This is a genomic window from Myxococcus eversor (assembly GCF_010894455.1).
Classification (GTDB): Bacteria; Myxococcota; Myxococcia; order Myxococcales; family Myxococcaceae; genus Myxococcus; species Myxococcus eversor.
The window spans coordinates 254,647-279,124 of the sequence record NZ_JAAIXY010000012.1; the positions used below are offsets into that span (position 1 = coordinate 254,647).

At 69.2% G+C, this 24,478-nt stretch carries 21 protein-coding genes; 8 read left to right on the forward strand and 13 right to left on the reverse strand.

What is annotated here, in order from left to right; translation table 11 throughout:
* Positions 1-19: 19 nt before the first annotated feature.
* Positions 20-2,416: a gluzincin family metallopeptidase gene (locus tag G4D83_RS24705; RefSeq protein WP_163867268.1), complete on the forward strand. Its 2,397-nt coding sequence runs from the start codon at positions 20-22 to the stop codon at positions 2,414-2,416.
* A gap of 108 nt (positions 2,417-2,524) precedes the next feature.
* Here the strand turns inward: G4D83_RS24705 and G4D83_RS24710 are convergent, their stop codons facing one another.
* The 4 genes from G4D83_RS24710 to G4D83_RS24725 all read right to left on the reverse strand — a co-directional run bounded on the left by G4D83_RS24710 (position 2,525) and on the right by G4D83_RS24725 (position 7,573).
* On the reverse strand, positions 2,525-3,457 hold the full coding sequence (locus tag G4D83_RS24710) for a bifunctional helix-turn-helix transcriptional regulator/GNAT family N-acetyltransferase (protein ID WP_163867269.1): 933 nt from the start codon (positions 3,455-3,457) through the stop codon (positions 2,525-2,527).
* A 77-nt stretch (positions 3,458-3,534) separates the two neighbouring features.
* Complete coding sequence (locus G4D83_RS24715) at positions 3,535-4,524, reverse strand: bile acid:sodium symporter family protein (RefSeq protein ID WP_163867270.1); 990 nt, start codon at positions 4,522-4,524, stop codon at positions 3,535-3,537.
* Positions 4,525-4,579: 55 nt separating this feature from the next.
* On the reverse strand, positions 4,580-5,677 hold the full coding sequence (locus G4D83_RS24720) for an endonuclease/exonuclease/phosphatase family protein (protein WP_163867271.1): 1,098 nt from the start codon (positions 5,675-5,677) through the stop codon (positions 4,580-4,582).
* A 114-nt stretch (positions 5,678-5,791) separates the two neighbouring features.
* Entirely contained in the window at positions 5,792-7,573 is a 1,782-nt protein-coding gene (locus G4D83_RS24725; RefSeq protein ID WP_163867272.1) for a hypothetical protein, read from the reverse strand.
* Between the two features lie 117 nt (positions 7,574-7,690).
* Here G4D83_RS24725 and G4D83_RS24730 point away from each other — a divergent pair, with 117 nt between their 5' ends.
* Positions 7,691-8,461: a 3-hydroxybutyrate dehydrogenase gene (locus G4D83_RS24730; RefSeq protein ID WP_205522704.1), complete on the forward strand. Its 771-nt coding sequence runs from the start codon at positions 7,691-7,693 to the stop codon at positions 8,459-8,461.
* Here the strand turns inward: G4D83_RS24730 and G4D83_RS24735 are convergent.
* From G4D83_RS24735 to G4D83_RS24745, 3 genes are all read right to left on the reverse strand, one after another.
* Positions 8,415-9,773, reverse strand: a complete 1,359-nt coding sequence (locus G4D83_RS24735; protein ID WP_163867274.1) for an MFS transporter — start codon at positions 9,771-9,773, stop codon at positions 8,415-8,417. The genes G4D83_RS24730 and G4D83_RS24735 overlap by 47 nt on opposite strands.
* Positions 9,774-9,822: 49 nt before the next feature.
* On the reverse strand, positions 9,823-11,274 hold the full coding sequence (locus G4D83_RS24740; RefSeq protein WP_163867275.1) for a hypothetical protein: 1,452 nt from the start codon (positions 11,272-11,274) through the stop codon (positions 9,823-9,825).
* A 90-nt stretch (positions 11,275-11,364) separates the two neighbouring features.
* Positions 11,365-12,804, reverse strand: coding sequence for an esterase/lipase family protein (locus G4D83_RS24745; protein ID WP_163867276.1), 1,440 nt, complete (start codon positions 12,802-12,804; stop codon positions 11,365-11,367).
* 398 nt (positions 12,805-13,202) lie between these two features.
* Here G4D83_RS24745 and G4D83_RS24750 point away from each other — a divergent pair, with 398 nt between their 5' ends.
* Together G4D83_RS24750 and G4D83_RS24755 are read left to right on the forward strand one after the other, a co-directional pair.
* On the forward strand, positions 13,203-14,444 hold the full coding sequence (locus tag G4D83_RS24750) for a threonine aldolase family protein (protein WP_163867277.1): 1,242 nt from the start codon (positions 13,203-13,205) through the stop codon (positions 14,442-14,444).
* Positions 14,445-14,528: 84 nt separating this feature from the next.
* Positions 14,529-14,723: a hypothetical protein gene (locus G4D83_RS24755; protein WP_163867278.1), complete on the forward strand. Its 195-nt coding sequence runs from the start codon at positions 14,529-14,531 to the stop codon at positions 14,721-14,723.
* 2 nt (positions 14,724-14,725) lie between these two features.
* Here G4D83_RS24755 and G4D83_RS24760 read toward each other — a convergent pair whose 3' ends face one another.
* The 6 genes from G4D83_RS24760 to G4D83_RS24785 all read right to left on the reverse strand — a co-directional run bounded on the left by G4D83_RS24760 (position 14,726) and on the right by G4D83_RS24785 (position 21,215).
* The gene (locus tag G4D83_RS24760) at positions 14,726-16,012 is read right to left on the reverse strand and encodes an MFS transporter (RefSeq protein ID WP_163867279.1); all 1,287 of its coding nucleotides are present in this window, start codon (positions 16,010-16,012) and stop codon (positions 14,726-14,728) included.
* A gap of 152 nt (positions 16,013-16,164) precedes the next feature.
* The gene (locus G4D83_RS24765) at positions 16,165-17,301 is read right to left on the reverse strand and encodes an ABC transporter permease (protein WP_163867280.1); all 1,137 of its coding nucleotides are present in this window, start codon (positions 17,299-17,301) and stop codon (positions 16,165-16,167) included.
* A 17-nt stretch (positions 17,302-17,318) separates the two neighbouring features.
* Positions 17,319-18,452 (reverse strand): ABC transporter permease, encoded by a 1,134-nt coding sequence (locus G4D83_RS24770; RefSeq protein WP_163867281.1) that lies wholly within the window; start codon positions 18,450-18,452, stop codon positions 17,319-17,321.
* A 5-nt stretch (positions 18,453-18,457) separates the two neighbouring features.
* Complete coding sequence (locus tag G4D83_RS24775) at positions 18,458-19,396, reverse strand: ABC transporter ATP-binding protein (RefSeq protein ID WP_163867282.1); 939 nt, start codon at positions 19,394-19,396, stop codon at positions 18,458-18,460.
* Complete coding sequence (locus G4D83_RS24780; protein ID WP_163867283.1) at positions 19,393-20,154, reverse strand: ABC transporter ATP-binding protein; 762 nt, start codon at positions 20,152-20,154, stop codon at positions 19,393-19,395. Before G4D83_RS24780 ends, G4D83_RS24775 begins: the two co-directional genes overlap by 4 nt.
* Entirely contained in the window at positions 20,151-21,215 is a 1,065-nt protein-coding gene (locus G4D83_RS24785; RefSeq protein WP_163867284.1) for an HlyD family secretion protein, read from the reverse strand. The genes G4D83_RS24780 and G4D83_RS24785 overlap by 4 nt, the downstream gene beginning before the upstream one ends.
* 408 nt (positions 21,216-21,623) lie before the next feature.
* Here G4D83_RS24785 and G4D83_RS24790 point away from each other — a divergent pair, with 408 nt between their 5' ends.
* The 4 genes from G4D83_RS24790 (at position 21,624) to G4D83_RS24805 (ending at position 24,475) form a co-directional block, all read left to right on the forward strand.
* A complete protein-coding gene (locus tag G4D83_RS24790) occupies positions 21,624-21,869 on the forward strand; it encodes a hypothetical protein (RefSeq protein ID WP_163867285.1) in 246 nt (81 codons plus the stop codon).
* A 73-nt stretch (positions 21,870-21,942) separates the two neighbouring features.
* Positions 21,943-22,551 (forward strand): TetR/AcrR family transcriptional regulator, encoded by a 609-nt coding sequence (locus tag G4D83_RS24795; RefSeq protein WP_163867286.1) that lies wholly within the window; start codon positions 21,943-21,945, stop codon positions 22,549-22,551.
* Entirely contained in the window at positions 22,548-23,768 is a 1,221-nt protein-coding gene (locus G4D83_RS24800; protein ID WP_163867287.1) for an MBL fold metallo-hydrolase, read from the forward strand. Before G4D83_RS24795 ends, G4D83_RS24800 begins: the two co-directional genes overlap by 4 nt.
* Positions 23,765-24,475 carry a Rossmann-fold NAD(P)-binding domain-containing protein gene (locus tag G4D83_RS24805; RefSeq protein WP_163867288.1) on the forward strand — a complete coding sequence of 237 codons (711 nt, stop codon included), beginning with the start codon at positions 23,765-23,767 and terminating at the stop codon, positions 24,473-24,475. Before G4D83_RS24800 ends, G4D83_RS24805 begins: the two co-directional genes overlap by 4 nt.
* Positions 24,476-24,478 lie beyond the last annotated feature (3 nt).

Consider the following 24,478-nt stretch of genomic DNA (forward strand, 5'->3'; position numbering starts at 1 on the left):
TCATCTGAAGGAGCACCGCATGCGCAGCGTCGTGAAAGCCGCCGTATGTATGGCAGTGATGGCGACGTCCCAGGCGTTCGGGTTCGACCCCGGCGCCCAATCCACCAAGGGCTCACTGGCGACTCAGGCGTTCTTCAAGCCCGAGCTGTCACTGGCCAGCGGTCAGGTGCCTCTGAAAGAGGCCCTGCCCAAGCTGAGCCCCGACGTGGCGAAGGTCTGGGACGACTTCTTCGCTCGTAACGGGAACAACTTCGAGATCTACATCGACTCCGTCACGGGCACCGCGGCGAACATCCAGGGTGCCATCCCGCTCATCCCGGGCAATGGCGTGGGCAACAAGCTGACCCTGGGGAGCCTGGGCAGGCAGCTCGGGCGTTCCGTGGACAAGGTGGATGGCGGCGTCGTCGCCGACCTCGTCTACAAGTTCGTGGAGGCCAACCGCGCGGCGGTGGGCGTGGACATGCTCCAGTTGGGCCAGGCCCGGGTGGACCAGATCACCCCGGACCTCTGGCAGGTCTCCATCGTCCAGCAGCACCAGGGCATCCCCGTCCGCTACGGACGGCTGGCGGCCACCATCAGCCACGGCAACCTGATTCTCCTGGGCACCGAGTCGTGGTCCAACGTCGAAATCGCGCCCATGCCGCTGGTGGACGCGGACAAGGCGACCGTCGTGGCGCACGAGCGCTTCGGCCTCTACGAGAGCCCCGCCGACGTCTGGCAGGCGCCCACCCTGGAAGTCGCTCCGGTCTCCGTGCCGGGCGCGGGCTTCGCCAAGGGCATGGCCCACCAACTGGTGTGGACGTATGGCTTCCAGCTCCAGAACGAGAACGAGCGCTGGAAGGTGACGGTGGATGCCGCCACCGGTGACGTGCTCGCGCTCGAGGACGACAACCACTACTTCGACCAGTCGGTGAAGGGCGGAGTCTACCCGTTCACCAACACGGGCGTGCCCGCGGGTTGCCCGGCGGGCTCGTTCTGTGGCGTCCTGCAGCCCAACTACCCCATGCCCTGGGCCAACGTCGGCACGGGCGTCTACACGGACGGCTACGGCGTCTACAACTACACGTCCGGGACGACGACCACGACGCTCGCGGGCCGCTACATCCGCATCGTCGACTCGTGTGGCGCCATCAGCGGCAGCGGCTCGGGTGACATCAACTTCGGGAACGGAACCACCACGTGCCCGTCTCCCGCGAGCGGCAATACCGCGGCGACCCGCAGCGCGTTCTACGAACTCAACCGCATCAAGGAGTTGGCCCGTGGCTGGCTGCCCACCAACGCGTGGCTGCAGGCGTCCATGACGGCCAACGTCAACATCAACAACACCTGCAACGCCTTCTGGAACGGCTCCACGGTCAACTTCTACCGCAGCGGCGGTGGGTGCCGGAACACGGGTGAGATTGGCGCCGTGTTCGACCACGAGTGGGGCCACGGCATGGATGACAACGACACGGCCGGCACGCTGAGCAACTCCAGCGAGGCCTACGCTGACATCGCGTCCATGTACCGCCTGCCGTTCAACCCCGCCGCCACTCCCACCAGCGGCCGGTCTCCCGCGTCGTGCGTGGGCTATGGCTTCTTCCAGACCACCAGCAGCGGCTGCGGCATGACGGCGGATGGCACGGGCTACAACGTGAACGAGGCGCAGACGGGGGCCGCATGGTGCGCGACCAACTGCTCGGGCGTCCGCGACGCCGACTACGCGGTCCACAACCCGCCCACGCCCACCACGCCGCAGAACTTCGTCTGCACCCGCTGCTCCAGCGGCACGGGCCCGTGCAGCCGTCAGGTGCACTGCGCCGCGTCCCCGGTGCGTCAGGCCGCGTGGGACTTCGTCGCCCGCGACCTCCAGTCCGCTCCGTTCAACTACGACTGGAACACGGCGCAGAACATCGGCAACAAGGTGTTCTACCAGGGCAGCGGCAACATCGGCTCGTGGCACGCCTGCAACTGCACCGCGGGCACGTCGGATGGCTGCGCGGCCACCAACGGCTACAAGCAGTGGCTGGCGGCGGATGACGACAACGGCAACATCAACGACGGCACGCCGCACATGACGGCCATCTACGCCGCGTTCAACCGCCACAACATCGCCTGTACCACTCCGGCGCCGGTGAACAGCGGCTGTAGCGGCGGCCCGACGGCGAAGCCCACCGTCACGGTGACGCCGGCCACGGGCCAGGTCTCCCTGAGCTGGGGCGCCGTCAGCGGCGCGACGCAGTACTGGGTGATGAAGTCCGACGGCATCAACGGCTGCACGTACGGCAAGGCGCGCGTCGCCACCGTGACGGCCACCAACTACGTCGACACCGAGGTCCTCACCGGCCACAACACCTGCTACTCCGTGGTCGCCGCGGGCAGCAGCGCCGCCTGCTACGGCGCGGCGAGCACCTGCGCCTGCGTGACGCCGCTGTAGTCCAAGCGGCTCACCGGCATGCCCTCGTCACGGTGGGACTCCGCTCCCGCCGCTGACGAGGGCCTTCACTTCGAGGCGGCTTCCCTGTCGGGGAGGCCGCCTCGTTCGTCAGAGCTTCAGCTCCCACGTCTCGCCGATGAGCCCCTCGCCGAACTGCTGGTGGGGCTCCGCGCTGACGCGCTCGAAGCCGGCGCCCTCGTAGACGCGCCGCGCGGCATGCAGTTGGCTGTCCGTCCACAGCCGCACCTTGCGGTAACCGGCCTCGCGCGCGAAGGCCACGCACGTGTCCACCAGTCGCGCCCCGATGCCCAGCCCGCGCGCCGAGGGTTCCACGAGCAGCAGGCGCAGCTTCGCCACCGTCTTCGTGTCGCGGACCAGGAACACCGAGCCGACGCCGCGGCCATTCAGCTCGGCGATCCAACAGCGCTCCCGGGCGGGCTCCTGCTCCAGGATGAACTTCGCGGCGACGCTGGCGACCAGCGCCTCGAAGCGCTCGTCCCAGCCGTACTCCTGGCTGTACAGCACGCCGTGCCGGTGGACCACCCAGCCGATGTCTCCCGGGCGGTGAGGGCGCAGCACGACGTTGGCGCCCGACTCCGCGGGCTTGTCGCCCAGCAGCTCCTGGATGGTCTGCATGGCGTCGAGGAGCCGCTGGCGCGCGTCCGCTCGCAAGGGCGAGATGAGCGCGCGGATGGAGTCGTGGGAGCGGCTGTTGAGTCGCTCGAAGGTCTCTTCTCCCTTCTCCGTCAGCTTCACCAGGTGCTGGCGGCCGTCCTTCGCGGAGGTCACCTTCTCGATGAGCCCCTGGGCGCTGAAGTCGCGCAACAGCCGGCTGAGATAGCCCGGGTCCAGTGCGAGCTCCCGGCTCAGCTCCGCGGCGGTGGGCGTCTCCCGGTGGAACAGCTCGTAGATGACGCGGGCCTCGGTCAGCGAGAACTCGCTCTTCAGGAGCCCTTCGTCCAACACGCCAATCTTCTGCGTGTAGAAGCGATTGAAGTGTCGCACCGCCGCCACGCCCTGATCGCGTCGTGTCTGTGCCATCCGTCCCGTCTCTCCAAGGCGACGTGCTGCTCGGAATGCATTGTCGGGGATGCCCTCAACTCAGGCAACCGGTGGGCTCATGGCGTCGGCGGGCGGGAGGCGTAGCGCTCCGCGAGCACCGAGCACACCAGCAACTGGAGCTGGTGGTAGAACATGAGCGGCAGGACGATGAGCCCCAGGCCCGGGTGCGCGCCGAACAACAGCCGCGCCATGGGGACTCCGGAGGCCAGCGTCTTCTTGGAGCCGCAGAAGACCGCGGCGATTTCGTCCTCCGTGGAGAACCTCAACCGCCGCGCCGCCAGCGTGCTCAGCGTCAACACGGTGGCGAGGATGAGCACCGCGCCACCCAGGATGAGCGCCACGATGGCTCCGCCATGTCGGCTGAAGATGCCGGACGAGACGGAGTCACAGAACGAGGCGTAGACGAGGACGAGGATGAACACCCGGTCCACGCCGTTGGTGTACTTGCGGTAGCGGGCGAAGAACGCGCCCAGCAGGGGCCTTGCGAGCTGGCCCAGCACCAGCGGCAGCAGCAGCAAGAAGGACAGCTTGCGGATGGCCTCCGCCAGCGAGAGCGACTGACCGGTGGTGTGCGCGAGCAGCCCGACGATGAGCGGCGTGAGGAAGATGCCGAGCAGGCTGGACAGGCTCGCATCGAAGATGGCTCCGGCCACGTTGCCCCGGGCGGCGCCCGTCATCGCCACGGACGAGGAGATGGTGGATGGCACCGCGCACAGGAACAGGAAGCCGAGCGCCACGTCCTCCGGAACCCACGCGCCGAAGGCCAGGTTGAGCAGGAGCCAGAGGGCGGGGAACACGAGGAAGGTAAAGGACTGCACCAGCACGTGCAGCCGCCACTGGAGCGCCCCGGCCTTGAGCTGCGCCATGGGCATGCCCAGACCGTGGAGGAAGAACACGGCGAAGATGCCCACGTTGGTGACGACGTCGGCGTGCATCGCGCCGCCGGACCGGCCGAAGTCAGGGAAGAGGAGGGCGAGCCCGACGGCCCCCAGCATTCCCAGGAGGAACCAGTCCCGCGCGAGCCGTTTGACGAGGCGGAGAGCCATGTGGGGGCTGAATACTCCCTGCCTCGGGAGACCTCCAGCCCCCTGTGTCCACGGCTCAGCGATCCAACCGGAACTCCACCACGAGGCCCGCGTGGTCGGACGGCCAGAGGCCCGCGGCCGTGCGGTCCTCGAGCAGCGCCCCCACCACCTCGGCGGACTGGGGATTGACGTTGTCCCCGGCGTACAGCACCAGGTCGATGCGCTCATCGAGCGCGGCGGTGGTGGTGTCGTTCACCGTCTCGCTGAAGCAGCAGGTGAAGCCGTTGCCCGTGCCCACCGTGGTCCACGCATCCGCGAGCCCCGTCGTCGAGTTGACGAGGTCGTCATAGCCGGTGGTCGCCGCGCCCGGTCCGGTGTTCATGTCCCCGACGACGATGAGCGGCTTGTCATACGTGACGACGAGCGCGGCCAGCTCCGCGGCCTGGTTCTCGTTGCCGGGCTGCAACGTCTCCAGGTGCGTGTTGACGAAGGTGAAGCGCGCACCGTCCACCGTGGCGTCCAGCTTGGCGTAGCCGCGCAGGAAGCGAATCGACGCGCCGCCCACGGGCACCTCCTGGGCATAGACGTAGTTGCCCGTGACGACGTTGGCGATCTGCACGTCCCCGCGAGCGAGGATGACGTCCCGGTCCGTGAGGCGCACGTCCGTGAGGTCCGTGGCGTTGCCGGCGAGCGCGGCGGGGACCTCCGCGTCCGCGTTCTGCACCGTCGCGGCGGCGCGGTAGTTGAGCCCCCGGCTCTGCAGCTCCGCGAGCAAGATGGCCAGGAAGTCGTACGTCACCGTCTGCGCGTTGGGCACCGGATTGGAGGAGAAGTCACTGGGGCTCTGGGTCCGGAAGAGGGACACCTCCTGGAGGCCCACGAGCGCCGGGTTGGAGCCCTGGATTTCATCCGCGATCTCCTTGGCCCGGTCGGGGAAGTCCGTGGCCTGCACCGTCGTGTAGATGCGCGCGGCGATTGCGGGGACGTCCTGGGGAGCCTGCGCCGTGGCGAGCAGCTCGATGTTGCCGCCCAGGTAGAGGTTGCGGGTCATCACCTTGAACTGGGCGATGCCGGGTTCGACGGAGTCGTCGGAGTCATCGTCGCCGCAGGAAAGGAGGAACAGCGGAGCGCACGCGAGCAGCGGCGCGAGACGGAGGAGGCGAAGTGGAGTCATGGGGCCGGATGGGGCAAGGGTGGAGTGCGGCGAATCCGGCCCTGTTCCCACGCGTCAGGCAAAAGGAATCCCCGAGCGGCGTCGGCTCATTCACAGCCGTTCATGTCCGACTGTTCAAAGCCGCGCTGGGCCCTGGCTGTAAGGCAGAGACAGATGTTCGCCGGGCGGCGGAAGCGTGATGGCGCGCAGTCCGTCTCCGCTCCACGTGACGAAGCACAGCTCGGTCGACTCCAGCGCCTTGCCGAAGTCGAAGTGCGCGCGCATGAAGCCCGCGTCATTCGACTCCAGCACCGTGATGTTCAGGTCCCCCAGCCGCAGCTTCGTGCCGACAGACGGAGGCGTGTCCCGGTTGACCAGCTCCCAGAAGCCCGGGTGTCGCGGCGTGCCGCTCACGACCAGGTCGAAAGCCTCTGGAGAGGTCCGCTCGATGACGTGGTCATGCGGCGCGGCGCTGAGCAGCCGGTAGAGGCGAGGAGCCCGGCCCTGGAGGAGCATGGCGGCGGGCACGTAGAGGGAGACGCTCGGGTCCGAGGCGGCCACCATGACCAGGGTCCCCGCGCACGGCGGAGCCTCGCGGGCGATGCGCCACTGCTCGTCCGCGATGTGCCCCAGCGCGATGCCCAGCCCCATGCGGAACAGCGGCCCCAGCACGACGTGGCCCAGGACCAGGACGAAGACGGCGGTCCGGAGAAGGAGCTGGTGGCGTCGAGGGAGGGACGTCTCGCGGGCCGCCGCCCATCCCCTGAGGATGAGCACCGCGGCCAGCGCGCTGCCCGCGAGCAGCGGCACCATGAGGACGCGCCCGCCGATGACTCCCGCCGCGCCGGGGAGCGTGGCGGCCAGGCCTCCGGGCAACAGCCAGCGCAGCGTGGCGCGCTCCTGCTCGGACAGGTGTGGCCGGAGCGCGCGCAACATCAGCAACGCGCCCACGGTGGTGAGCGCGCCCCAGGCCGCGAAGCCGGAGTGCAGGGCGGGCGTGCCGGTGGCGACGTCGGAGGGCGTGGCCACCACCAGCTCCCCCGCGAGGATGCACACGCGCTGGAGGAGGGTGGCGAGGAAGGCTCCGGGCGCGCCGATGGGGTCCAGGTAGCCGCCGCTGCCGCGCGCGCCATAGCCCTGGCTCGCGTAGAAGCCGAGATAGAGCACGACGAGGACCGCGAAGGGCAGAAGCTCGACCGTCGTCCGACGCCAGCCCTCGCGGCGGCCGAACACTTCATAGGCGCCCAGCAGCGCCACCGAGCCGAGCGCGGCCTCTCCGGAGAGGAGCGCGGCGATGAGCAGCAGCGGCGCGAGGACGCGGCCCGGCTTCCAGCCGTCCTCACGAGCGCGCACGTGCGAGGCCACGGCGAGCAGTCCCAGGAGCGCGGAGATGAGGGGATGGCGCGAGGCGAGCCAGGCCACGGGGAACAGGTGCGCGGCGGCCACCGCGTAGAGGACGGTGGCGAGCGCCGCCACGGAGGGCGGCAACAGGCGCCGGTGAAACCACCCCACCAGCGTCACCAGCCCCAGGAACCAGGCGAGGCTGTGCAGGTGGGCGGGGAAGGGCGCGTCGTCGAAGAGCCATGCGTCCAGGCTGAGCAGCGCGCTGGGCACCGGGCGGAAGAAGCGCACCACCAGCGAGTCGGACGCCCACCAGGGCAACAGCCCGAACTCCCTCAAGCGCATCGGGTCCGAGCGCGGGCCTCCCACGAACTCGTAGAGCGTCAGCGGTCCCCAGTCACCCATGGAGGACAACTGCCCGGAGAGGACGAGCCGGTGCACGAGGTCATCGAGCAGCAGTCCCACGTTCAGGGACGGCAGCGAGACGAGGATGCCCAGCCCCAGCGCCAGCACGAGCGAGCGGGGCCAATGCCACCAGGCTCCGGTGGTCCCCGCGCGAGATGGACGTTCCGTCATGAAGGCCTCCACCTTCGCCTGAATGCGTCATCCGCTTCAAGGCGGGGTGCGGCATCCGAAGCCCGTGCGAGCGGCGTTGCCCCAGGCGGCGCGTTCCGTCACCATGGTGACATGAACATGAATTCACCTTCAGTTCGGTGCGCGGTGGTGACCGGAGCGGCGAACGGAATCGGTCTCGCGGTGGCGGAGTCGCTGGCCGCCCAGGGGATGAAGGTGTTGCTGGCGGACCTGGACGAGGTGGCCGGCGCCCAGTCGGCGGCGCGACTTCCGGGGGCCTTGTTCCAGCGCACGGACGTGTCCTCGCGCGAGGACTGCAAGGCGCTGGTGGGGCGGGCGGAGCGGGAGTGGGGGCGGCTGGACATCCTGGTCAACAACGCGGGCGTGCAGCACGTGGCGCCGGTGGAGGAGTTCCCCGAGGAGAAGTGGGAGCAGCTCATCCGCATCATGCTGGTGGGGCCCTTCGTGCTCACGAAGCACGCGCTGCCGCTGATGTATGCGCGGAAGTGGGGGCGCATCATCAACGTGTCCTCGCTCCACGGGCTGGTCGCCTCGCCGTACAAGTCCGCGTACGTGTCCGCGAAGCACGGGCTGATGGGCCTGACGAAGACGGTGGCGCTGGAGGCCGCGGACCGGGGCGTCACCGTGAATGCCGTGTGCCCCAGCTACGTGCGCACGCCGCTGGTGGAGAAGCAGATCGCCGACCAGGCGCGCGTCCACGGCCTCACCGAAGCGGAGGTCGTGGAGAAGATAATGCTCGCGCCCGCGGCGGTGAAGCGACTGCTGGAGCCGGCGGAGGTCGCCGCCTACATCGGCTTCCTGTGCTCGGACGCCGCCGGAGGAATCACGGGGTCCGCGCAGGTGATGGACTGTGGCTGGACGGCTCGCTGAGCGCGTCTCCTGCTGGAGGCGCGTCCGTGAGGTGGGCGCGGTAGGTCTCCGCCGACAGCCAGACGGAGACGAGGGTGACGACGGCCAGGGACACCATGTAGAGCGACACCGGCCAGGCCTGTCCTCCCGACTGTGCCAGGAGCGCGGTGGCGATGACGGGGGACAGGCCCCCGGCGAACACCGACGCGAGCTGGTAGCCGAGCGAGGCCGCGCTGTAGCGCACGCGGGTGCCGAACAGCTCCGAGAAGAAGCTGGCCTGCGGGCCGTACATGGCCGCGTGGGCGATGATGCCCAGCGTAATCGCCAGCCAGATGAGCCCCGTCTCCTTCGTGTCGAGCAGCCAGAAGAAGGGGAAGGCCATCAGCCCGCAGCCCAGCGCGCCGGCCAGGTAGATGGGGCGGCGGCCGAAGCGGTCCGACGCCGCGCCGAACGCGGGAATCGCCACCAGGTGCACGGACGTGGCGATGAGCACGCCGTTGAGCAGCGTGGTGCGAGGCAGCCCCAGCCGCTCCGTCCCGTAGGAGAGGACGAACGTGGTGATGATGTAGAAGAAGCCGTTCTCCGCGAAGCGCGCCCCCATGGCGAGCAGGATTTGTCGCGGGTACTGACGGAGCGCTTCCATCACCGGCATGCTCTCGGCCGCCTCCTGCTTGGGGCGCGCCTTGAAGACGGGCGACTCCGCGACCTTCAGCCGGATGAACACGCCCATGCCGATGAGCACCGCGCTGAGCAGGAAGGGCACGCGCCAGCCCCACGCGAGGAACGCGGCGTCCGGCATGCTCGAGAAGTAGCTGAACACCGCCGTGGCCACGAGCAGGCCCGCGGGGGCGCCCATCTGCGGCCAGCTCCCGTAGAACCCCCGGCGATGCGCGGGGGCATGCTCCACCGCCATCAACACCGCGCCGCCCCACTCACCGCCGAGCCCGAAGCCCTGGATGAGCCGCAGCAGCACGAGCAGCGCGGGAGCCCAGGGGCCCACCGTTTCATACGTGGGCAGCAGGCCCACCGCGAAGGTGGCCACGCCCATCAGCATGAGCGTGGCGCTGAGCATCGCCTTGCGGCCCAGCTTGTCGCCGTAGTGCCCGAAGACGACGCCGCCCAGGGGCCGGGCGATGAAGCCCACGGCGAAGGTGCCGAAGGCGGCCATCGTCCCGGTGAGCGGGTCGAACGACGGGAAGAAGAGGCGGTTGAACACCAGCGCCGCCGCCGTCCCGTAGAGGAAGAAGTCGTACCACTCGATGGCGGTGCCGATGAAGCTGGCCACCGCCACCTTCAGGATGGAGTCCCGCTGCTCTTGCGCCGGTGCTTCCATGGGGGGCTGCTCCTCTGGGCTGGATCAAGTGGCGTGCGTCGGCGCGGGGCTAGATCTGCAGGCGGAGCGTCAGGAAGTAGGACGCGTCAATCTCGTCTTGGACGCCGTCCTGCTTCTTCTGGTAGCGCGCGTACCGGCCGCCAATCGCCACGTCCTCGGTGAACCAGTAGGTGCCACCGATGTTGAGGAAGGTCTGCGTGGTGCGGGTGACGGGCTCGCGGGCGGGCGCGTCCTGGGTGGCCGCGACGAAGGACGGCGAGCGGTCCGCGACGCGGTTGAACTGCACGCCGATGCCCGAGCGCCCGTGGAGGTTGACGTCCACGCCCGCGCCCAGGCTGGTGGCGGTGTACCGGGTGCCCAGCAGTTGGTCGGCGAAGCCCGGCGTGCTGTTCGTCACGTCGTTGGTGACGCGCGCGAAGTTGAAGAACGGGGTGATGAAGAGGGGGATGCCCACGTTCGCGTGCAGCTTGAACAGCAGGTTGCCGCGCAGGTTGTTGCCGTGCAGCAGCGGGTCCGTGCGCGACGTCGTCTGGTAGTTCACGTCGAAGACCTGGGCCATGGCCTTCGCCTCGAACAGCTCGTGCGAGTACGACAGCGAGGGGCTGAGGACCTGGAAGTGCAGGTCGTCATCGGGCTGGCCGTTGCGGTAGTTGGCCAGCGGGCGCTCCCAGAAGCGGCTGCCTCCGCCGAACGAGCCGCCCACCTGGTAGGAGCTGGAGGTGCTCAGCGGGTTGGCCGCGGTGAAGCCCATGCCCACGCGGAAGCCGTTCCACTCGTAGGCGGCCTGCGCGCCCTGGCCCCGGTTGAAGCCGCTGTAGAGCAGCGGGTCTCGGGTGTACTTGTCCGCCAGCAGCGTGTCGGCGATGTGCGTGGAGATGAAGTCCACGCTGGCCGGGTCCACGATGATGCCGGCCTCCAGCGTGACGTCCCAGCGCTGGAGCCGGATGACCTGGTCCCTGACGCTGAAGGAAGCGGTGCCTTCCCACACGCCGGAGCCGTGCGCGCGGATGTTGCGCTCGAACTCGCTGCGGAAGGAGACGTACTGCCCCAGGCGTCCCTCGAAGCCGAAGCGGGTGAGGGCCACCGTCGTCGCGCGGCTCTCCCGGTTGCGGTTGAGTGTCTGGATGAGGTTCTCCACGTGGAGGCCGCCCGCGAGCGCGAGCACGGGCTTCACGTAGAACGTCTCGTTGCCCACGGCCAGGCTCGGCCGGGTGACGGGCGGCGGGCGCGTGTCGACGACCTCGGTGGTGCCCGCCATCTCCTCGGGGTTCTGGGCCGCCTCTTTCGCCGTGGGCTTCTCGGCGGCGAGCTCTCCGGCGGACGTCGCGTCGGTGGTGGCCTGGGGCGCGGGCGCCTCGGCGGGCGCGGGCGTGGACGTGGGCTCAGCCTGGGCCACGGTGGGAGGAGAGGGGGGCGCTGAGTCAGTGCTCTGGGCCCAGGCCGCTGGCGAGGTTCCGAGGGCCAGGACGCAGAGGGACGCGGTGAAGGGAAGTCGCTTCATGGGGGGCTCGAAGAGGAGGACGGGAAGGGCTCGGACCGGCGCGCGGTGAGGAGGCCGCGCGCCGGTCCGACTGGGGGGGAGAGGAGGGGGTTACTCGCCCAGGTAGCGCAGCGTCAGCGCGAGCCCCGCGTTCGAGCGGAGCGAACCGAAGTGGTTGGCGATGAAGCCCCGATTGAAGTAGCCGCTCGTGTCGTAGTCGTTGAGCGTGGTCAGCGTGTTCGTCACGCAGCCTTCCATCTCGATGCGCGAGGCCGCCTCGGACACGTAGAAGTCCTGGTAGTTGGTGCCCCGCTCCTTGTCCGTCATCGTCAGCGTGTAGTACTTCACGACGTTCTCCCCGCACTGGCCCGTCTTGCCGAAGGCGTAGTCACCATCCGCGCAGGGCGTGGCGAACAAGTCCCGGGGACCGTTGAGCGGCTTGTGGAAGTACGTCTGGGAGTAGTTGGAGCGGCTGCCCATCTCGCAGACGATGGTGCCGCGCATGGTGTTGTTGGTGCTGCAGAGCGAGCCGGCGGCCGGGTCATACGTGGACACGCCGTGGTTGGCGCCCGAGCCGAGGATGACGTGGCTCACCTGGGGGAAGGGGTTGACGGCGCCCGCGAGGCCGGAGCGCCACTCCACGTACATCCGGCGCAGGGCGTCGCGCGCCACCGTCACGCCGAGCGAGTGCGCGATGAGCGCCACCTTCCGGTTGGGCTGGTCCTTCATCACCGCCTTGATGAGCGACTGGAGGATGGGCGTGGACCAGCCGTGGTCGATGTTGCCCGCGGCGTTCTGGGTGGTGTTGTTGGTGGACGGGTCGATGCCCGGGACGACGTCCGTGCGGAAGTCCACGGCGATGACGCGATAGCGCTGGGCGATGAGCGTCTCCGCGAGCTGCGCGCGGGCGGCGGTGTCCCCGGTGAACTGGACGTTCTCCGTGGCCGTGTTGACCGTCGTGCCCGGCGGCAGGATGAACTTCTCCCACGTGTGCGGCCGGGTGGAGTTGCCGTGGACGAGGATGATGATGGGCTTCGTCGTGTCCTCGTTGGGCTGGGCGTATTCCTTGGCGGCACAGGGGAAGCCCGGAATCTTCGCCACGTCCCCGTCGATGAACCCGGTGGCGCTGTTGGGACCTCCGAAGGCCGTGTTGCCGGTCCACTTGCCGTCGTTGTTGCCGTCCGTGTACGGCGTGGTGCCGGTGGTGTTCGCCTTGTCGTAGTAGAGGTTGCTCACGGAGCAGCCCGGATGGTTCGACAGGGGCCGGTACTTGCCGTCATAGGTGCGGTAGGTCTCCTGCGTCTGCGGTACCGCCGTGGTGATCTCCTTCATCTCCTCGGGGTCGCCGATGGACCACGTCGCGATGTCGATGCTCGCCGCTTGAACTTCGGACGTCTTCGCGGCGATGCGCTCACGACACGCCTTCACCGCGGCGGGGACCTCCGTGTCCGGCCCGGGACCTTCGCCGCCCGGCTCCTGGTCCGAGCACGCCGTTCCAAACAGGCCGACAACAGCCACCACCGCGCGGAAAACCCTGCGACGCGTTGCCATGTGTAGCTCCGTTGCAATCGCTAGCTGATGTTGTGTGGAGAGACGCTGGCACGTCTTTCCGTGACAGCACAGCGATCCGTACCAAACGGGTGGTCCCGGCGGCAAATGAAGTTGAAGGGTGATTCACCTTTCTGGTCATCGGCACATGAATACTGAATCAGTATTGCAGTGCGTCAGGCGCTGGAGGGCCTCGAGGGGCTCCGGAAGGGTGGTCGGATATTGCGTTGCGTCAGGGATTGGGAGGCGGGCGGTGAGGGGGAGACACACAGCGGCAGGGATTGAAACAACGTGTCCGGACTCGGGATGGGGTGTGTCGGAGGCGGGAATCGGATGAGCCGGGGCGGGGTGGGGGCTACGCTCGCGGGAGGGCGACGTCTGTCCCCTGGTTGAGGAGTCCCATGTCCCGTCATCAGTTCAGTCGGAGCGAGTTCCTGTCGTTGACCAGCCTGCTCGCGGGGAGCGCGCTCTGGGGTGCCCCGGCGGGTGCCGCGGCGCCCGCGCCGACGAAGGCTCCGGCTCGGAAGGAGATGAAGGGGTTCCCCGCCGAGCCCTCGCGAGCGGAGGTGGAGGAGGTCCGCCGGGCCTGTCGTGGCTCACTCACGGGGGTGCTCGCGGCGGATGACCCGGGCGCGGAGCTCATCGCCGTGGGCGAGTGGATGCGGCGCCAGGGCGTGACGGGGGACTTCTACGGCAACAGCGAGTTCATCGACGGCTTCGAGAAGAAGGTCGCGGGGATGCTGGGCTTCGAGGCGGGCTGCTACATGCCCACCGGCACCATGGCGCAGCTCATCGCGCTGCGGAGCTATGCGGACGCGTTGAAGAACCGGAACTTCGGCGTCCACCCGTCGTCACACCATGTGCTGCACGAGGACAGCGCCCACGTCGTGTTGCATGGGCTGCATGACGTCATCGTCTCTCCGTGGACGCGGCCGTTGCTCGCCAGGGATGTGCTGGAGTCACCGGAGCCGCTCGGCGTCGTGAGCGTCGAGCTGCCGGTGCGGTGGCTGGGCGGTCAGCTCCAGACGTGGGAGCAGTTGGAGGAGCTGAAGAAGACGTGCCGTGAGAAGGGCGTGAAGCTCCACATGGACGGGGCCCGGCTGTGGGAGTGCCAACCCTTCTACAATCGGCCCTTCCCGGAGATCTGCCAGGGCTTCGACTCCGTCTACGTGTCCTTCTACAAGCGGGTGGGGGCGCTGGGTGGCGCGATGCTGGTGGGAGGCCGCGACTTCATCCGCGAGGCGCGCATCTGGCGGCACCGGCATGGAGGCAACCTCTTCCACCTGACGCCCTACGTCGCCTCCGCGGCCATGCGGCTGGACGCGGCGGTGGCGCGAGTCCCCGCGCAGGTGAAGCGCGCGAAGGCGCTGACCGAGGCCCTGGCGGCCGACACCCGCCTCACTGTCCTGCCGCGTCCGGTGCAGACGAACATGTTCCGGGTGTTCGTGCGCGGGGACGCGAAGACGCTCTCACTGCGCGCCTTCTACGCGGCGCGGGACACGGGCGTCTGGCTGGGAGGCTTCAGTCCCACGCGGGTGCCCGGCGTCGTGGAGACGGAGCTTCAGGTGAGTGAGGGCCTGGACAACGTCTCCGATGCGGACGTCGTCCGTGCCTACCGGAGGTTCCTCGACGAGGCGGCGTGAGGGAGGGCGGTTGCTCGGCTGGATGCTTGTCCGTCGGGTGGCCGCCGCCATTGCGGAGGGCGGAAGCTGCGTTAACTCAAAGGTATGACCGAAGCACTTCCCACCACGCGCGACTTCATGATTCCCGAGGGTTGCCCCGTCTGTGCGGCGGACCTGCCGGTACGTGTCACGGCGGCGGGTCCCAGCGGCGTCTGCAAGCACTGCGGATGGCTGGGGCGGCCCCTCATCACCGTGACGCACAAGGGGCTGCGCGTCAGCTACGAGGGCGCGCAGGCCTGAGTTCAGCCCGCCTGCGCCGTGGGTGACTCCGCCGGTTGTGGCTCCGCCGGAGTGGGGCGGCCCGCCGTCTCCAGCCGGTCCACCTTCCTCAGTTCGGGGAAGCCCCAGGCCCAGATGGCGACGATGGCCAGCGTGCCCACGGCTCCCGTGACGACGGCCGGAATCGCGCCCACGTGCTCCGCGAGCCAGCCCGCGCGGAACTCGCCCAGTTCGTTGGATGCGCCGATGCACATCATGTTCACCGCGCCCACGCGCCCGCGCATCTCGTCTGGCGTCGCCATCAGCTCCAGCGTGTGGCGCACCACCACGCTCACCATGTCGGCCGCGCCCGCGATGGCCAGCGCCACCAGGGACAGCGGCAGCGACTTGCTCATGCCGAACACGAGTGTCGCCGCTCCGAAGATGGCGACCGCCGTGAACATCTTCCATCCGGCCCGGCCGCCCAGGGGACGCATCGCCAGCATGACGGCCACCACCGCCGCGCCCGCGGCCGGCGCGCACCGCAAGAGGCCCAGCCCCCAGGGGCCCGTGTGCAGCACGTCCCGCGCGTAGATGGGCAGCAGCGCCACCGCGCCTCCCAGCAATACGGCGAAGAGGTCCAGCGTGATGCTCCCCAAGAGCAACCGCTGCCGGCGCACGAAGCCCAGGCCCGCCACCAGCGTGGAGAAGGACAGCGGCTGCGACGAGGCCCGCCCGGTCCGCACCTTCAACGAGAGGATCCACACCACCGTCAGCGCGCAGAGCGACGCGGAGCCCAGGTACGCCCCGGTGGCTCCCGCCCAGCCATAGAGGACTCCGCCGACCGCCGGGCCCGCGATGGTGGCCACCTGCCACGTCGTGGAGTTCACGGCGACCGCGCGCGTCAGCTCGTTCTTGGGCACCAGGTGCGGCGTGAGCGCTCCGCCAGCGGGGGCATAGAACGCGCGGGCCGTTCCGAAGAGGACCAGGACGCCGTACACGAAGCGCACGTCCGTGATGTGGCCCAGGGAGAAGGACAGCAGCGCGAGGCTGCACAGAAACATCACGCTCTGACAGATGGCCAGGATGATGCGGCGGTCGAACCGGTCGGCGACCTGTCCACCAATCAGACAGAAGGCAAGGAAGGGCACGAACTGGGCGAGCCCCGTGTAGCCCAACGCCAGGGCGCTGCCCGTCACCTCATAGACCTGCCAGCCGATGGCCACGGACTCGATCTGCATGGCGAGCACCGCGCAGAGTCGGGCGATCTGGTACGTGCGGAAGTCACGATGGCGGAAGACGGAGAGGGAAGGGGCGGCGGTCTCGGACATGCTGGAGCGGGGCTGTAACGCACACCCGGTGGGCTTTCCAGTCACAGTGCGAGGACGAGCGGACGAGCACACGGGCCGCCTGTTCCCTGGTCGCGGCTCCCCACGGAGGGCGCGTCCTGGACTACGGTAGCGCCCCCCTTTCGAGGTGTGACTCAGGCCGACGTCTTGTGGAAGCGGCGCGAGGCCACGGCCATCATCAAGGCGCCGAACACGGCGAGCGCGAGCACCTGCCGCCACAAGTCCGGCAACCCCGCCTCCTTGAGCAGCACACCTCGGAGCACCTCCACGTAGTAGCGCACGGGGTTCAGGTACGTCAGCCACGCCAGCCAGCCCGGCATCGCGCGGATGGGGCTCATCACTCCGGACAAGAGCACCGCGGGCAGGACAAAGAGGAACCCTCCGACGAACGCCTGTTGCTGCGTGCGGCTCACCGTCGCGATGAGCAGCCCGACGCCCAGGGTGGACAGCAGGTAGAAGAGGGTGGCCACCGCGACGAGCGTGAGGCTTCCGCGCAGGGGCACTTTGAAGACCCAGGCGCCCACGCTCAGCGCGAGCCCCACGTCCACCAGGCCAATCAACAGGAACGGCGTCACCTTGCCGGCCATCAGGATGCCGGGACGCAGCGGTGTCACCTGGAGCTGCTCCAGTGTCCCCGTCTCGCGCTCGCGGGACAGGCCCATGGCCATGATGACCGTGGTGACGATGAGCAGCAGCATCGCCGCGATGCCCGGCACCACGTACACGGACGTGGACAGCTCCGGGTTGTAGAGCACGCGTGGCACCAGCTCCACGGGGGAGCGGGGCGGTGTCTCTCCCTGTGCCTGTGCCTGCGCCCGCGCCAGTTGCATCGCCTTGAGCACCGCGTACTGCGCCACCGCGTTCGCCGCGACGGACGAGCGCGTCGGGTCCGAGCCATCCACCAGCGCCTGCACCTGCGCGCCGTGGCCTCGCAGCAGGTCTTTCTGGAAATCCCGAGGGAAGATGAGCGCCACGGAGGCCTCGCCGCGCTCCAGTGCCTCCTCGGCGGCGAGCTCGTCGGAGACCTCGGCCTTCAAGTCGAGCGTGTCCCCGGCGAGCTGGGAGCGCGCGTAGTCGCGGCTCTCCGCCGTCTTGTCCCGGTCCACCACCACCGTGGGGACATGGCGCACGTCGAAGTTCACCGCGAAGCCGAGCATGAAGAGCTGCACCAGCGGCGCCAGCGTGATGAGCGCCATGACCCGGCGGTCTCTCGCCGTCTGGCGCACCTCCTTCACCACCACCGCGCGGTACTGCACCACCAGCGGATGCATGTTCGCAAAGCCTCCCTTCAGTCCAGTCGGCGCTGGAAGCGGCGGGTCGCCACCACCAGCATGAGGGCCGCGAACAGGGCCAGGGCCACCAGTTGCGGCCACAGCACGTCCAGGCCATTGCCGCGCAGGAGCACCCCGCGCAGCGTCGCCACGTAGTACCGCGCGGGAATCAACGTGCTGATGAGCTTGAGCGGGGGCGGCAGGTTCTCGATGGGGAAGATGAAGCCCGACAGCAGCATCGACGGCAGCACGGACGTCATCGTCGCCACCTGTGTCGCCACCACCTGGTTGCGCGTCACCACCGAGATGAGCAGCCCCTGTCCGAGCATCCCCACCAGGAACAGGACCGAGCCCAGGCTCAGCGCGACGAGGCTCCCTCGCACCGGAACGTCGAACACCCACGCGCCCACCGTGAGCACCAGCAGCACCTGGAGCAGGCCGATGCCCAGGTAGGGGAGCAGCTTGCCCACGACAATCTCGAGTCGACCCACGGGCGTCGCGAAGAGCTGCTCCATCGAGCCTCGCTCCCACTCGCGCGCCACCGTCAGCGCGGTGATGAGCACCGCGACGATGGCCAGGAGATATGCCGCCAGCCCGGGCACCAGGAACATCGCCGAGCGCGCGTCCGGGTTGAACAGCGTGCGCACGCGTGCTTCCAGCGGAGGCGCGGCCACCTGTATCGAGCCTCCCAGTTTGCGGCCCGCCATCTCCACCAGGGCCTGGGCTTTGGCGAGCGCCTGCGTGGCCGAGTTGCCGTCCGCGCCATCCACCAGCAACTGGACCTGGGCGCCTCCGCGCTTCACGTCCTCGGCGAACCCCTTCTTGATGAGGAGCACGCTCATCGCGGTGCCTCGGCGCAGCGCACCGACTGCTTCGTCCGGCGACGTTCCGTCCTGGACGACCACGAACTCCTGGGGCGCGGTGACCTGACGCACCAACTCTCGCGACAAGTCCGTGCGGTCCTGGTCGACGACGGCCAGCTCCAGGTGGTCCACGTCGAAGCTGATGCCGAAGCCGAACAGCACCAACATCACCACCGGCAACGCCAGGGCCAGGTAGAGGGTGCGGATGTCGCGGCGGATGTGCAGCACCTCCTTGCCCGCCATCGCGAGGATGCGACCCACCCGACGATTCACGCGTGTCGAGGCCATGGGCTTCAGTCCTCTCCCCGCTGCGCGCGGGCCGTGAGCGCCAGGAATACGTCGTCCAGCGTGGGCGCCGAGTCCTCCATCTCCAGCGGGTCCACGCCGCGTGCTCGCAGCCATTCCGCCAGGCTTTCCGCGGGCAGGCGCTCCGGGTCCACGCGCACGGTGGCTCCAGAGCCGAAGCGGCTCACATCCAGCACGCCCGCCATGCCACGCAGCGAGTCCAACGCCGGGGCGAGGCGCGGGCCTCGCACCTCCAGCACCCGACCCGGGGCGTGCGTCCGCTTCAGTCCCTCGGGCGTGTCCAGCGCCACCAGCTTCCCGTCCACCATGATGCCGATGCGGGCGCAGTTCTCCGCTTCGTCCATGTAGTGCGTGGTGACGAAGACGGTGGTGCCGCGCGAGGCGAGGTCGCGAATCAGCTCCCAGAAGGAGCGGCGCTGCACCGGGTCCACGCCCGCGGTGGGCTCGTCCAGGAAGACGATGCGAGGCCGGTGCAGCACCGCGCTCGCCAGCGCGATGCGCTGCTGCATGCCTCCGGGCAGCGCCCCCGTCACCTCGTCCTGCACGGCGCCGAGCTGCATCCGCTCCACCATCTCCCCGATGCGCGTCTCCAACTCCCGGCCATGGGCGCCGTAGGCGGAGGCGAAGAACTCCAGGTTCGCCCTCACGCTCAGGTCCAGGTACAGCGAGAACTTCTGGGACATGTAGCCGATGCCGGCCTTCACGCGCTCGGGCTCCTTGTCCACGTCGAAGCCCGCGACGCGCGCGCTGCCACCGGTGGGCTTCAGCAGGCCGCACAGCATCCGGATGGTGGTGGACTTTCCCGCGCCGTTGGCGCCCAGGTAGCCGAAGATTTCGCCCGCGCCCACCTCGAAGCTCACGTCATCCACGGCGGTGAAGTCTCCGAAGCGCCGCGTCAGGTGATGCACCTCGATGGCCGGAGTCACGCGGCCCTCCCGCCATCGCGCTTCTCGACGAGGGCCAGGAACACCGCCTCGAAATTGGACGCCGCCGCCCCGTGCTGGCGCGCCAGCTCCCGAGGGTCTCCCTCCGCGATGAGCTCTCCCGAATAGAGCAGACCCACCCGGTGGCACCGCGCCGCCTCGTCCATGTACGGAGTGGACACCAGCAGCGTCATGCCCTCGTGGACCAGGCCATACAGCAGCTCCCACAGCTCGCGGCGGCTCACCGGGTCCACGCCGTTGGTGGGCTCGTCCAGCAGCAGCACGCGGGGGCGGTGGAGCAGGGCGCACGCCAGCGCCAGCTTCTTGTACATGCCGCCCGACAGCGCGTCCGCGCGCCGGTCCGTGAATCGGCCCAGTCGGGTGATGTCCAGCAGTCGCTCGCGTCGCTCGGCGAAGTCCTGGTTCGACAGACCGAACAGCCGCGAGAAGAAGCGCAGGTTCTCGTCGACGCTCAAGTCCCCGTAGAGCGTGTTCCGCTGCGGCACCAGCCCCAGGGACTCACGCACCGAGGAGCGCGTGTCCGCCGGGTCCTCGCCGAGCATCCGCACACGCCCCGCGTCGGGGAGCAGCAGCCCCGCCATCAACCGGATGGCCGTCGTCTTCCCCGCGCCGTCCGGCCCCACCAACCCGTAGACCTCGCCGGTGTGGACGGCCAGCGACACGCCCTTCAACGCCTGCGCGGCCCCGAAGGCACGGCGCACATCCTCCAGCGAGACGTCCACATCGGGGCTGTTGCTCATGGCCGTTGCTCCGCCACCGCCGCGTCGTTCACGGGCCCCAGGGTGATGTCCACGGGCATGCCCGGAAGCAGCACGCCTTCGGGCGCGTCGATGTGCACCTCGACGGGATAGACGAGCCGGTCCCTGTCGCCGCGCGTCTGCACGTTGCGAGGGGTGAAGGCGGCCTCGCGCGCCACGGTGACGACGCGTGCCTGGAAGGTGCGGTCGGGATACGCGTCCGCGCGCACCGTGGCGGACTGCCCCGGCATCGCCGCCGCCAGCTCCGCGTTGGGCAGGTAGAAGGTCGCTTTCGGTCGGTGCGTGTCCACCAGTCGAGCGACGACCGCACCGGGCAATGCGAGCTCGCCGACCTCCAAGGGCAGCGTCTCCACCGTGCCGCTCAGCGGCGCGCGCAGCTCGCACTCCGCCACCGACACCTGGGCCCGGCGCACCGTGGCCTCCGCGGCCTGGATGGCGCGCAGGGCGGACTCGGCCTGCTGGAGACTGGCGCGCTCCTGCTCCGTCGCGGCGCGGGCCTGTCGGGATGCCGCGGTGCTCGCGTGTTTCGCCGCCGAGAGCTGCTGCTCCAGGGACTGGGCCTGGGCTCGCGCCTGGTCCAACGCGGCGGCCGTCGTCGCATCTCCCATCTGCTGGAGCCGGTCCGCCTGTCGCTGGGCGAGTCCATGCTGGTCCGCCAGCGAGGCGATCTGCGCCTGACTTCCCTCGGCCTGCGCGGCCACGGCCTCGCTGCTTCGTCCCGCGGCCACCGCCACCGCGCGCGCACCGTCTGCTTGCGCCTGCGCCATGGCCAGTCGCGCGGTGGCTTCACTCAACCCCGCTTCGGGCTCCGTGCAATCCAGCGTGACGATCACCGCGTTCTTCTCCACGCGGGCGCCTTCCTCCACATGCCGCGTCACCACTCGCGCATTGAGCCGGGCCCGCACGTCCACCGCCGTGCCCTCCACGACGCCCGAGCCTCCAGCAGGCCCTTCCGCGGCCCGTCGGTCCTTCAGGATGCGCACCCCCAACAGGGTGGCGAGCACCACCACCAGGACCACGAACACCACGACGGCACGTCGCATGGAGCCTCTCCTCGATGCCGCGGTTTCCCCCCGCGGTGACGCCCGCCCTGATGGCAAGGCCCATGCCAGCACTCTCACGCCGAGCGTGCTCGCCTGGGTGTCGGAGGCCCGCGCGGAACCCCTGCCGGAAACCCGGCACCCCGCCGGAAGGCCGACACCCATCAGGCGTGTCGGCGATGGCGCTGCTCGCCTCGGAGGAGAAGGTGCGCATGCCTCGTGAGAGGGGCGTCCTTCCGAGGAGCGGAGGGGCTTTCACCACGGCATCTTCATGCTTCTTCACGGGCTCGTTCGAACCCGCCATGGCACCTTGCGCCTGCCTTCTTCGGAGGATGGGGAAGGTGGCATCGCCATTGCTCATGAACCGCGCGCCACATCCCGTGCGCATCTCGTTGAAGGCGAAGAGGCCCCATGCTGCTCGACATGTACCTGTACTTCTGCCTGCCGCTCACCCGCCCGATTCAGCAGGGGCCCAAGGCCAAGACCGCGCCCCGACGGAGACGAGCGAGCGGACGCGCTGTCGCACCCTCCCGGCCCGCCCCCCGGCGCGGCGTGAAGGCCGTGGGCGGCAAGACGGACAAGCCCTCCACCGGTGCCCGTCGGCCGGCGAAGCGCTCGCTGCGGGTGCTCGACGGAGGCCGCGCCGGCCTGCGCTGAGCCGAAGTCCCAGCCCCGCGCGAGGGGTTGATTGAATTGACAATCTGGGTCCATCTTGTCAAATCTGTCCAAGATGGGTACCGAGCTGAAATCTCCCGAGAAACCGCCGGACGACGCACGGCGGAGCCGGCTGCTGGACGTGGCGCTCAATGTCTTCCTGCGCTACGGCTTCCGGAAGACGTCCATGGACCAGGTGGCCCGTGCCGCCGACGTGTCCCGCCAGGGGCTGTACCTGCACTTCGCGACGAAGGAAGAGCTCTTCCAGGCGACGTTGCAGCACGCGATGGAGTCCTCGCTGCGGAGCGCCAGCGAGGGGTTGTCGGATGTCTCCCTGCCGCTGGAAGAGCGGCTGGTGCGGGGCTTCGACGCCTGGGTGGGCCGCTACGTCGGCATGGTGGGCGCGGACGCCAAGGACCTGACCGAGGTCCTGAGCACCATGGGGCTGGGCGAGGAGGCCATGCGCTTCGAGGCCCTGTTCCAGGAGGCGGTGGCGAAGGTGCTGCGGGCCTCCGGGCTGGTGGCCGCGTACAAGTCCACGGGCCTCACCGCGCGGCAACTCACCGACACGCTCTACGCGACGGCGCGCGGGCTCAAGTACATCAGCGGTACGCGTGAGGCATTCGTTCAAGGCATCGGCGTCGCGGTCCGCGCGCTGTGCATGCCCCTGGGAGCATCCCGATGAAGACGCGTGGTTGGCGGCGTGTGCTGCGCCGTGGAGCAATGGGTTTGGGCGCGGTGCTGGCGGTGGGCAGCCTCGTGCTCGTCGTGGACGGTTATACGGGCTTCGGCAAGAAGGCGACGGGGGCCCGGCGGGAGCGGATGGAGCGCTCGCCCCAGTGGAAGGATGGGCACTTCGACAACCCCCAGCCGCTGGTGAACCACTTCGGAGAGATGATGTCGGGGATGTTCGACGTCAGCCCGCACACCAGCCCCGGCGAGCCGATGGCGGTGGAGGCCATCAACCCCCAGCGCTTCCAGACGCCGCCCGCGACGGGGCTGCGGGTGACGTGGATGGGGCACTCCTCGCAGCTGGTGGAGATCGACGGGCATCGCATCCTGACGGACCCGGTGTGGAGCGAGCGCGTCTCGCCGTATTCCTGGGTGGGCCCCAAGCGGTGGTTCGCGCCGCCCATCGCCCTGGAGGACCTGCCGCCCGTCGACGCGGTGGTCATCTCCCATGACCACTACGACCACCTGGACCGGCCCACGCTCCTGGCGCTGAGGGACTCCGCGAAGCACTCCAAGGTGGTGTTCATCGTGCCGCTCGGCGTGGGTGCGCACCTGGAGTACTGGGGCATTCCGGCCGAGCGAATCGTGGAGATGGACTGGTGGGAGCGCACCCGTGTCGGGGAGCTGGAGATTGTCACCACCCCCGCGCGCCATGCTTCCGGGCGGTTCCTGTTCGACAAGGACGCCACGCTCTGGGCCGGCTACGCGCTCATCGGCCCCAAGCACCGGGCATTCTACTCGGGCGACACGGGCCTGTTCCCGGCCATGCGGGACATCGGCGAGCGCCTGGGGCCCTTCGACGTGACGATGATTGAGACGGGCCAGTACCACCGCGCCTGGCCGGACTGGCACATCGGTCCCGAGCAGGCCGTGCTGGCACACCAGATGCTACGGGGAAAGGTCATGATTCCGGTGCACTGGGCCCTCTTCGGGCTCGCCTACCACGGGTGGACCGAGCCGGCCGAGCGGGCTCGAGCGGAGGCCGAGCGCCTCTCCGTGACGTTGGTGCTGCCCAGGCCTGGACAGAGTGTGGAGCCGGAGGTCGAAGCAGCGGGTGTCCGGGAGCGATGGTGGCCGGAGCTGGCGTGGGAGACCGCGGCGCAACATCCCATCCTCTCCACGGGCATGGGGACGCCCGTGACGGCGAACCAGCCTGGAGGTCAGCCATGAAGGTCATCCTCTTCGGTGCGACGGGCATGGTGGGGCAGGGTGTGCTGCGCGAGTGTCTGCTGTCGCCCGACGTGGAGCAGGTGCTCGCGGTGGGCCGGGCGGAGACGGGGCAGAAGCACGCGAAGCTGCGCGAGCTGCTGCTCAAGGACTTCCTGGATGCCTCCTCGGAGTCCTCGCTCGACGGTCATGACGCCTGCTTCTTCTGCCTGGGCGTGTCGTCGGCGGGGATGAAGGAGGAGGACTACCGACGGGTGACGTATGACCTGACGCTCGCGGCGGCCCAGGTGCTGGTGCGGACGAACCCGAAGCTGACCTTCATCTTTGTTTCGGGCGCGGGGACGGACAGCACGGAGAAGGGGCGCTCGATGTGGGCCCGCGTCAAGGGGCGCACGGAGAACGCGCTGGCCGCGATGCCGTTCCGCGCGGTGTACCTGTTCCGTCCGGGCATCATCCGGCCGATGCACGGCATCGAATCGAAGACGCGGGTCTACCGGGTCCTCTACAAGGTTCTCAGCCCGCTGTACCCGGTGCTCAAGGCCGTGGCTCCAAGGTTCGTGACGACCACGGAGGCGGTGGGTCTGGCGATGCTGGCCACCGCCGAGCTGGGAGCGCCGAAGAAGGTGCTCGAGAACGACGACATCAATCAGCTGGCCCGCCGCTATCTGGAGCGTCGGGCGGGCATCCAGGCCGGGCACACCTCGGCCTGACAG

Coding starts and splice junctions, on each gene's coding strand:
- G4D83_RS24705 (WP_163867268.1), top strand. CDS start 20: ATGCGCAGCGTCGTGAAAGCCGCCGTATGTATGGCAGTGATGGCGACG.
- G4D83_RS24710 (WP_163867269.1), bottom strand. CDS start 3,457: ATGGCACAGACACGACGCGATCAGGGCGTGGCGGCGGTGCGACACTTC.
- G4D83_RS24715 (WP_163867270.1), bottom strand. CDS start 4,524: ATGGCTCTCCGCCTCGTCAAACGGCTCGCGCGGGACTGGTTCCTCCTG.
- G4D83_RS24720 (WP_163867271.1), bottom strand. CDS start 5,677: ATGACTCCACTTCGCCTCCTCCGTCTCGCGCCGCTGCTCGCGTGCGCT.
- G4D83_RS24725 (WP_163867272.1), bottom strand. CDS start 7,573: ATGACGGAACGTCCATCTCGCGCGGGGACCACCGGAGCCTGGTGGCAT.
- G4D83_RS24730 (WP_205522704.1), top strand. CDS start 7,691: ATGAATTCACCTTCAGTTCGGTGCGCGGTGGTGACCGGAGCGGCGAAC.
- G4D83_RS24735 (WP_163867274.1), bottom strand. CDS start 9,773: ATGGAAGCACCGGCGCAAGAGCAGCGGGACTCCATCCTGAAGGTGGCG.
- G4D83_RS24740 (WP_163867275.1), bottom strand. CDS start 11,274: ATGAAGCGACTTCCCTTCACCGCGTCCCTCTGCGTCCTGGCCCTCGGA.
- G4D83_RS24745 (WP_163867276.1), bottom strand. CDS start 12,804: ATGGCAACGCGTCGCAGGGTTTTCCGCGCGGTGGTGGCTGTTGTCGGC.
- G4D83_RS24750 (WP_163867277.1), top strand. CDS start 13,203: ATGTCCCGTCATCAGTTCAGTCGGAGCGAGTTCCTGTCGTTGACCAGC.
- G4D83_RS24755 (WP_163867278.1), top strand. CDS start 14,529: ATGACCGAAGCACTTCCCACCACGCGCGACTTCATGATTCCCGAGGGT.
- G4D83_RS24760 (WP_163867279.1), bottom strand. CDS start 16,012: ATGTCCGAGACCGCCGCCCCTTCCCTCTCCGTCTTCCGCCATCGTGAC.
- G4D83_RS24765 (WP_163867280.1), bottom strand. CDS start 17,301: ATGCATCCGCTGGTGGTGCAGTACCGCGCGGTGGTGGTGAAGGAGGTG.
- G4D83_RS24770 (WP_163867281.1), bottom strand. CDS start 18,452: ATGGCCTCGACACGCGTGAATCGTCGGGTGGGTCGCATCCTCGCGATG.
- G4D83_RS24780 (WP_163867283.1), bottom strand. CDS start 20,154: ATGAGCAACAGCCCCGATGTGGACGTCTCGCTGGAGGATGTGCGCCGT.
- G4D83_RS24785 (WP_163867284.1), bottom strand. CDS start 21,215: ATGCGACGTGCCGTCGTGGTGTTCGTGGTCCTGGTGGTGGTGCTCGCC.
- G4D83_RS24790 (WP_163867285.1), top strand. CDS start 21,624: ATGCTGCTCGACATGTACCTGTACTTCTGCCTGCCGCTCACCCGCCCG.
- G4D83_RS24795 (WP_163867286.1), top strand. CDS start 21,943: ATGGGTACCGAGCTGAAATCTCCCGAGAAACCGCCGGACGACGCACGG.
- G4D83_RS24800 (WP_163867287.1), top strand. CDS start 22,548: ATGAAGACGCGTGGTTGGCGGCGTGTGCTGCGCCGTGGAGCAATGGGT.
- G4D83_RS24805 (WP_163867288.1), top strand. CDS start 23,765: ATGAAGGTCATCCTCTTCGGTGCGACGGGCATGGTGGGGCAGGGTGTG.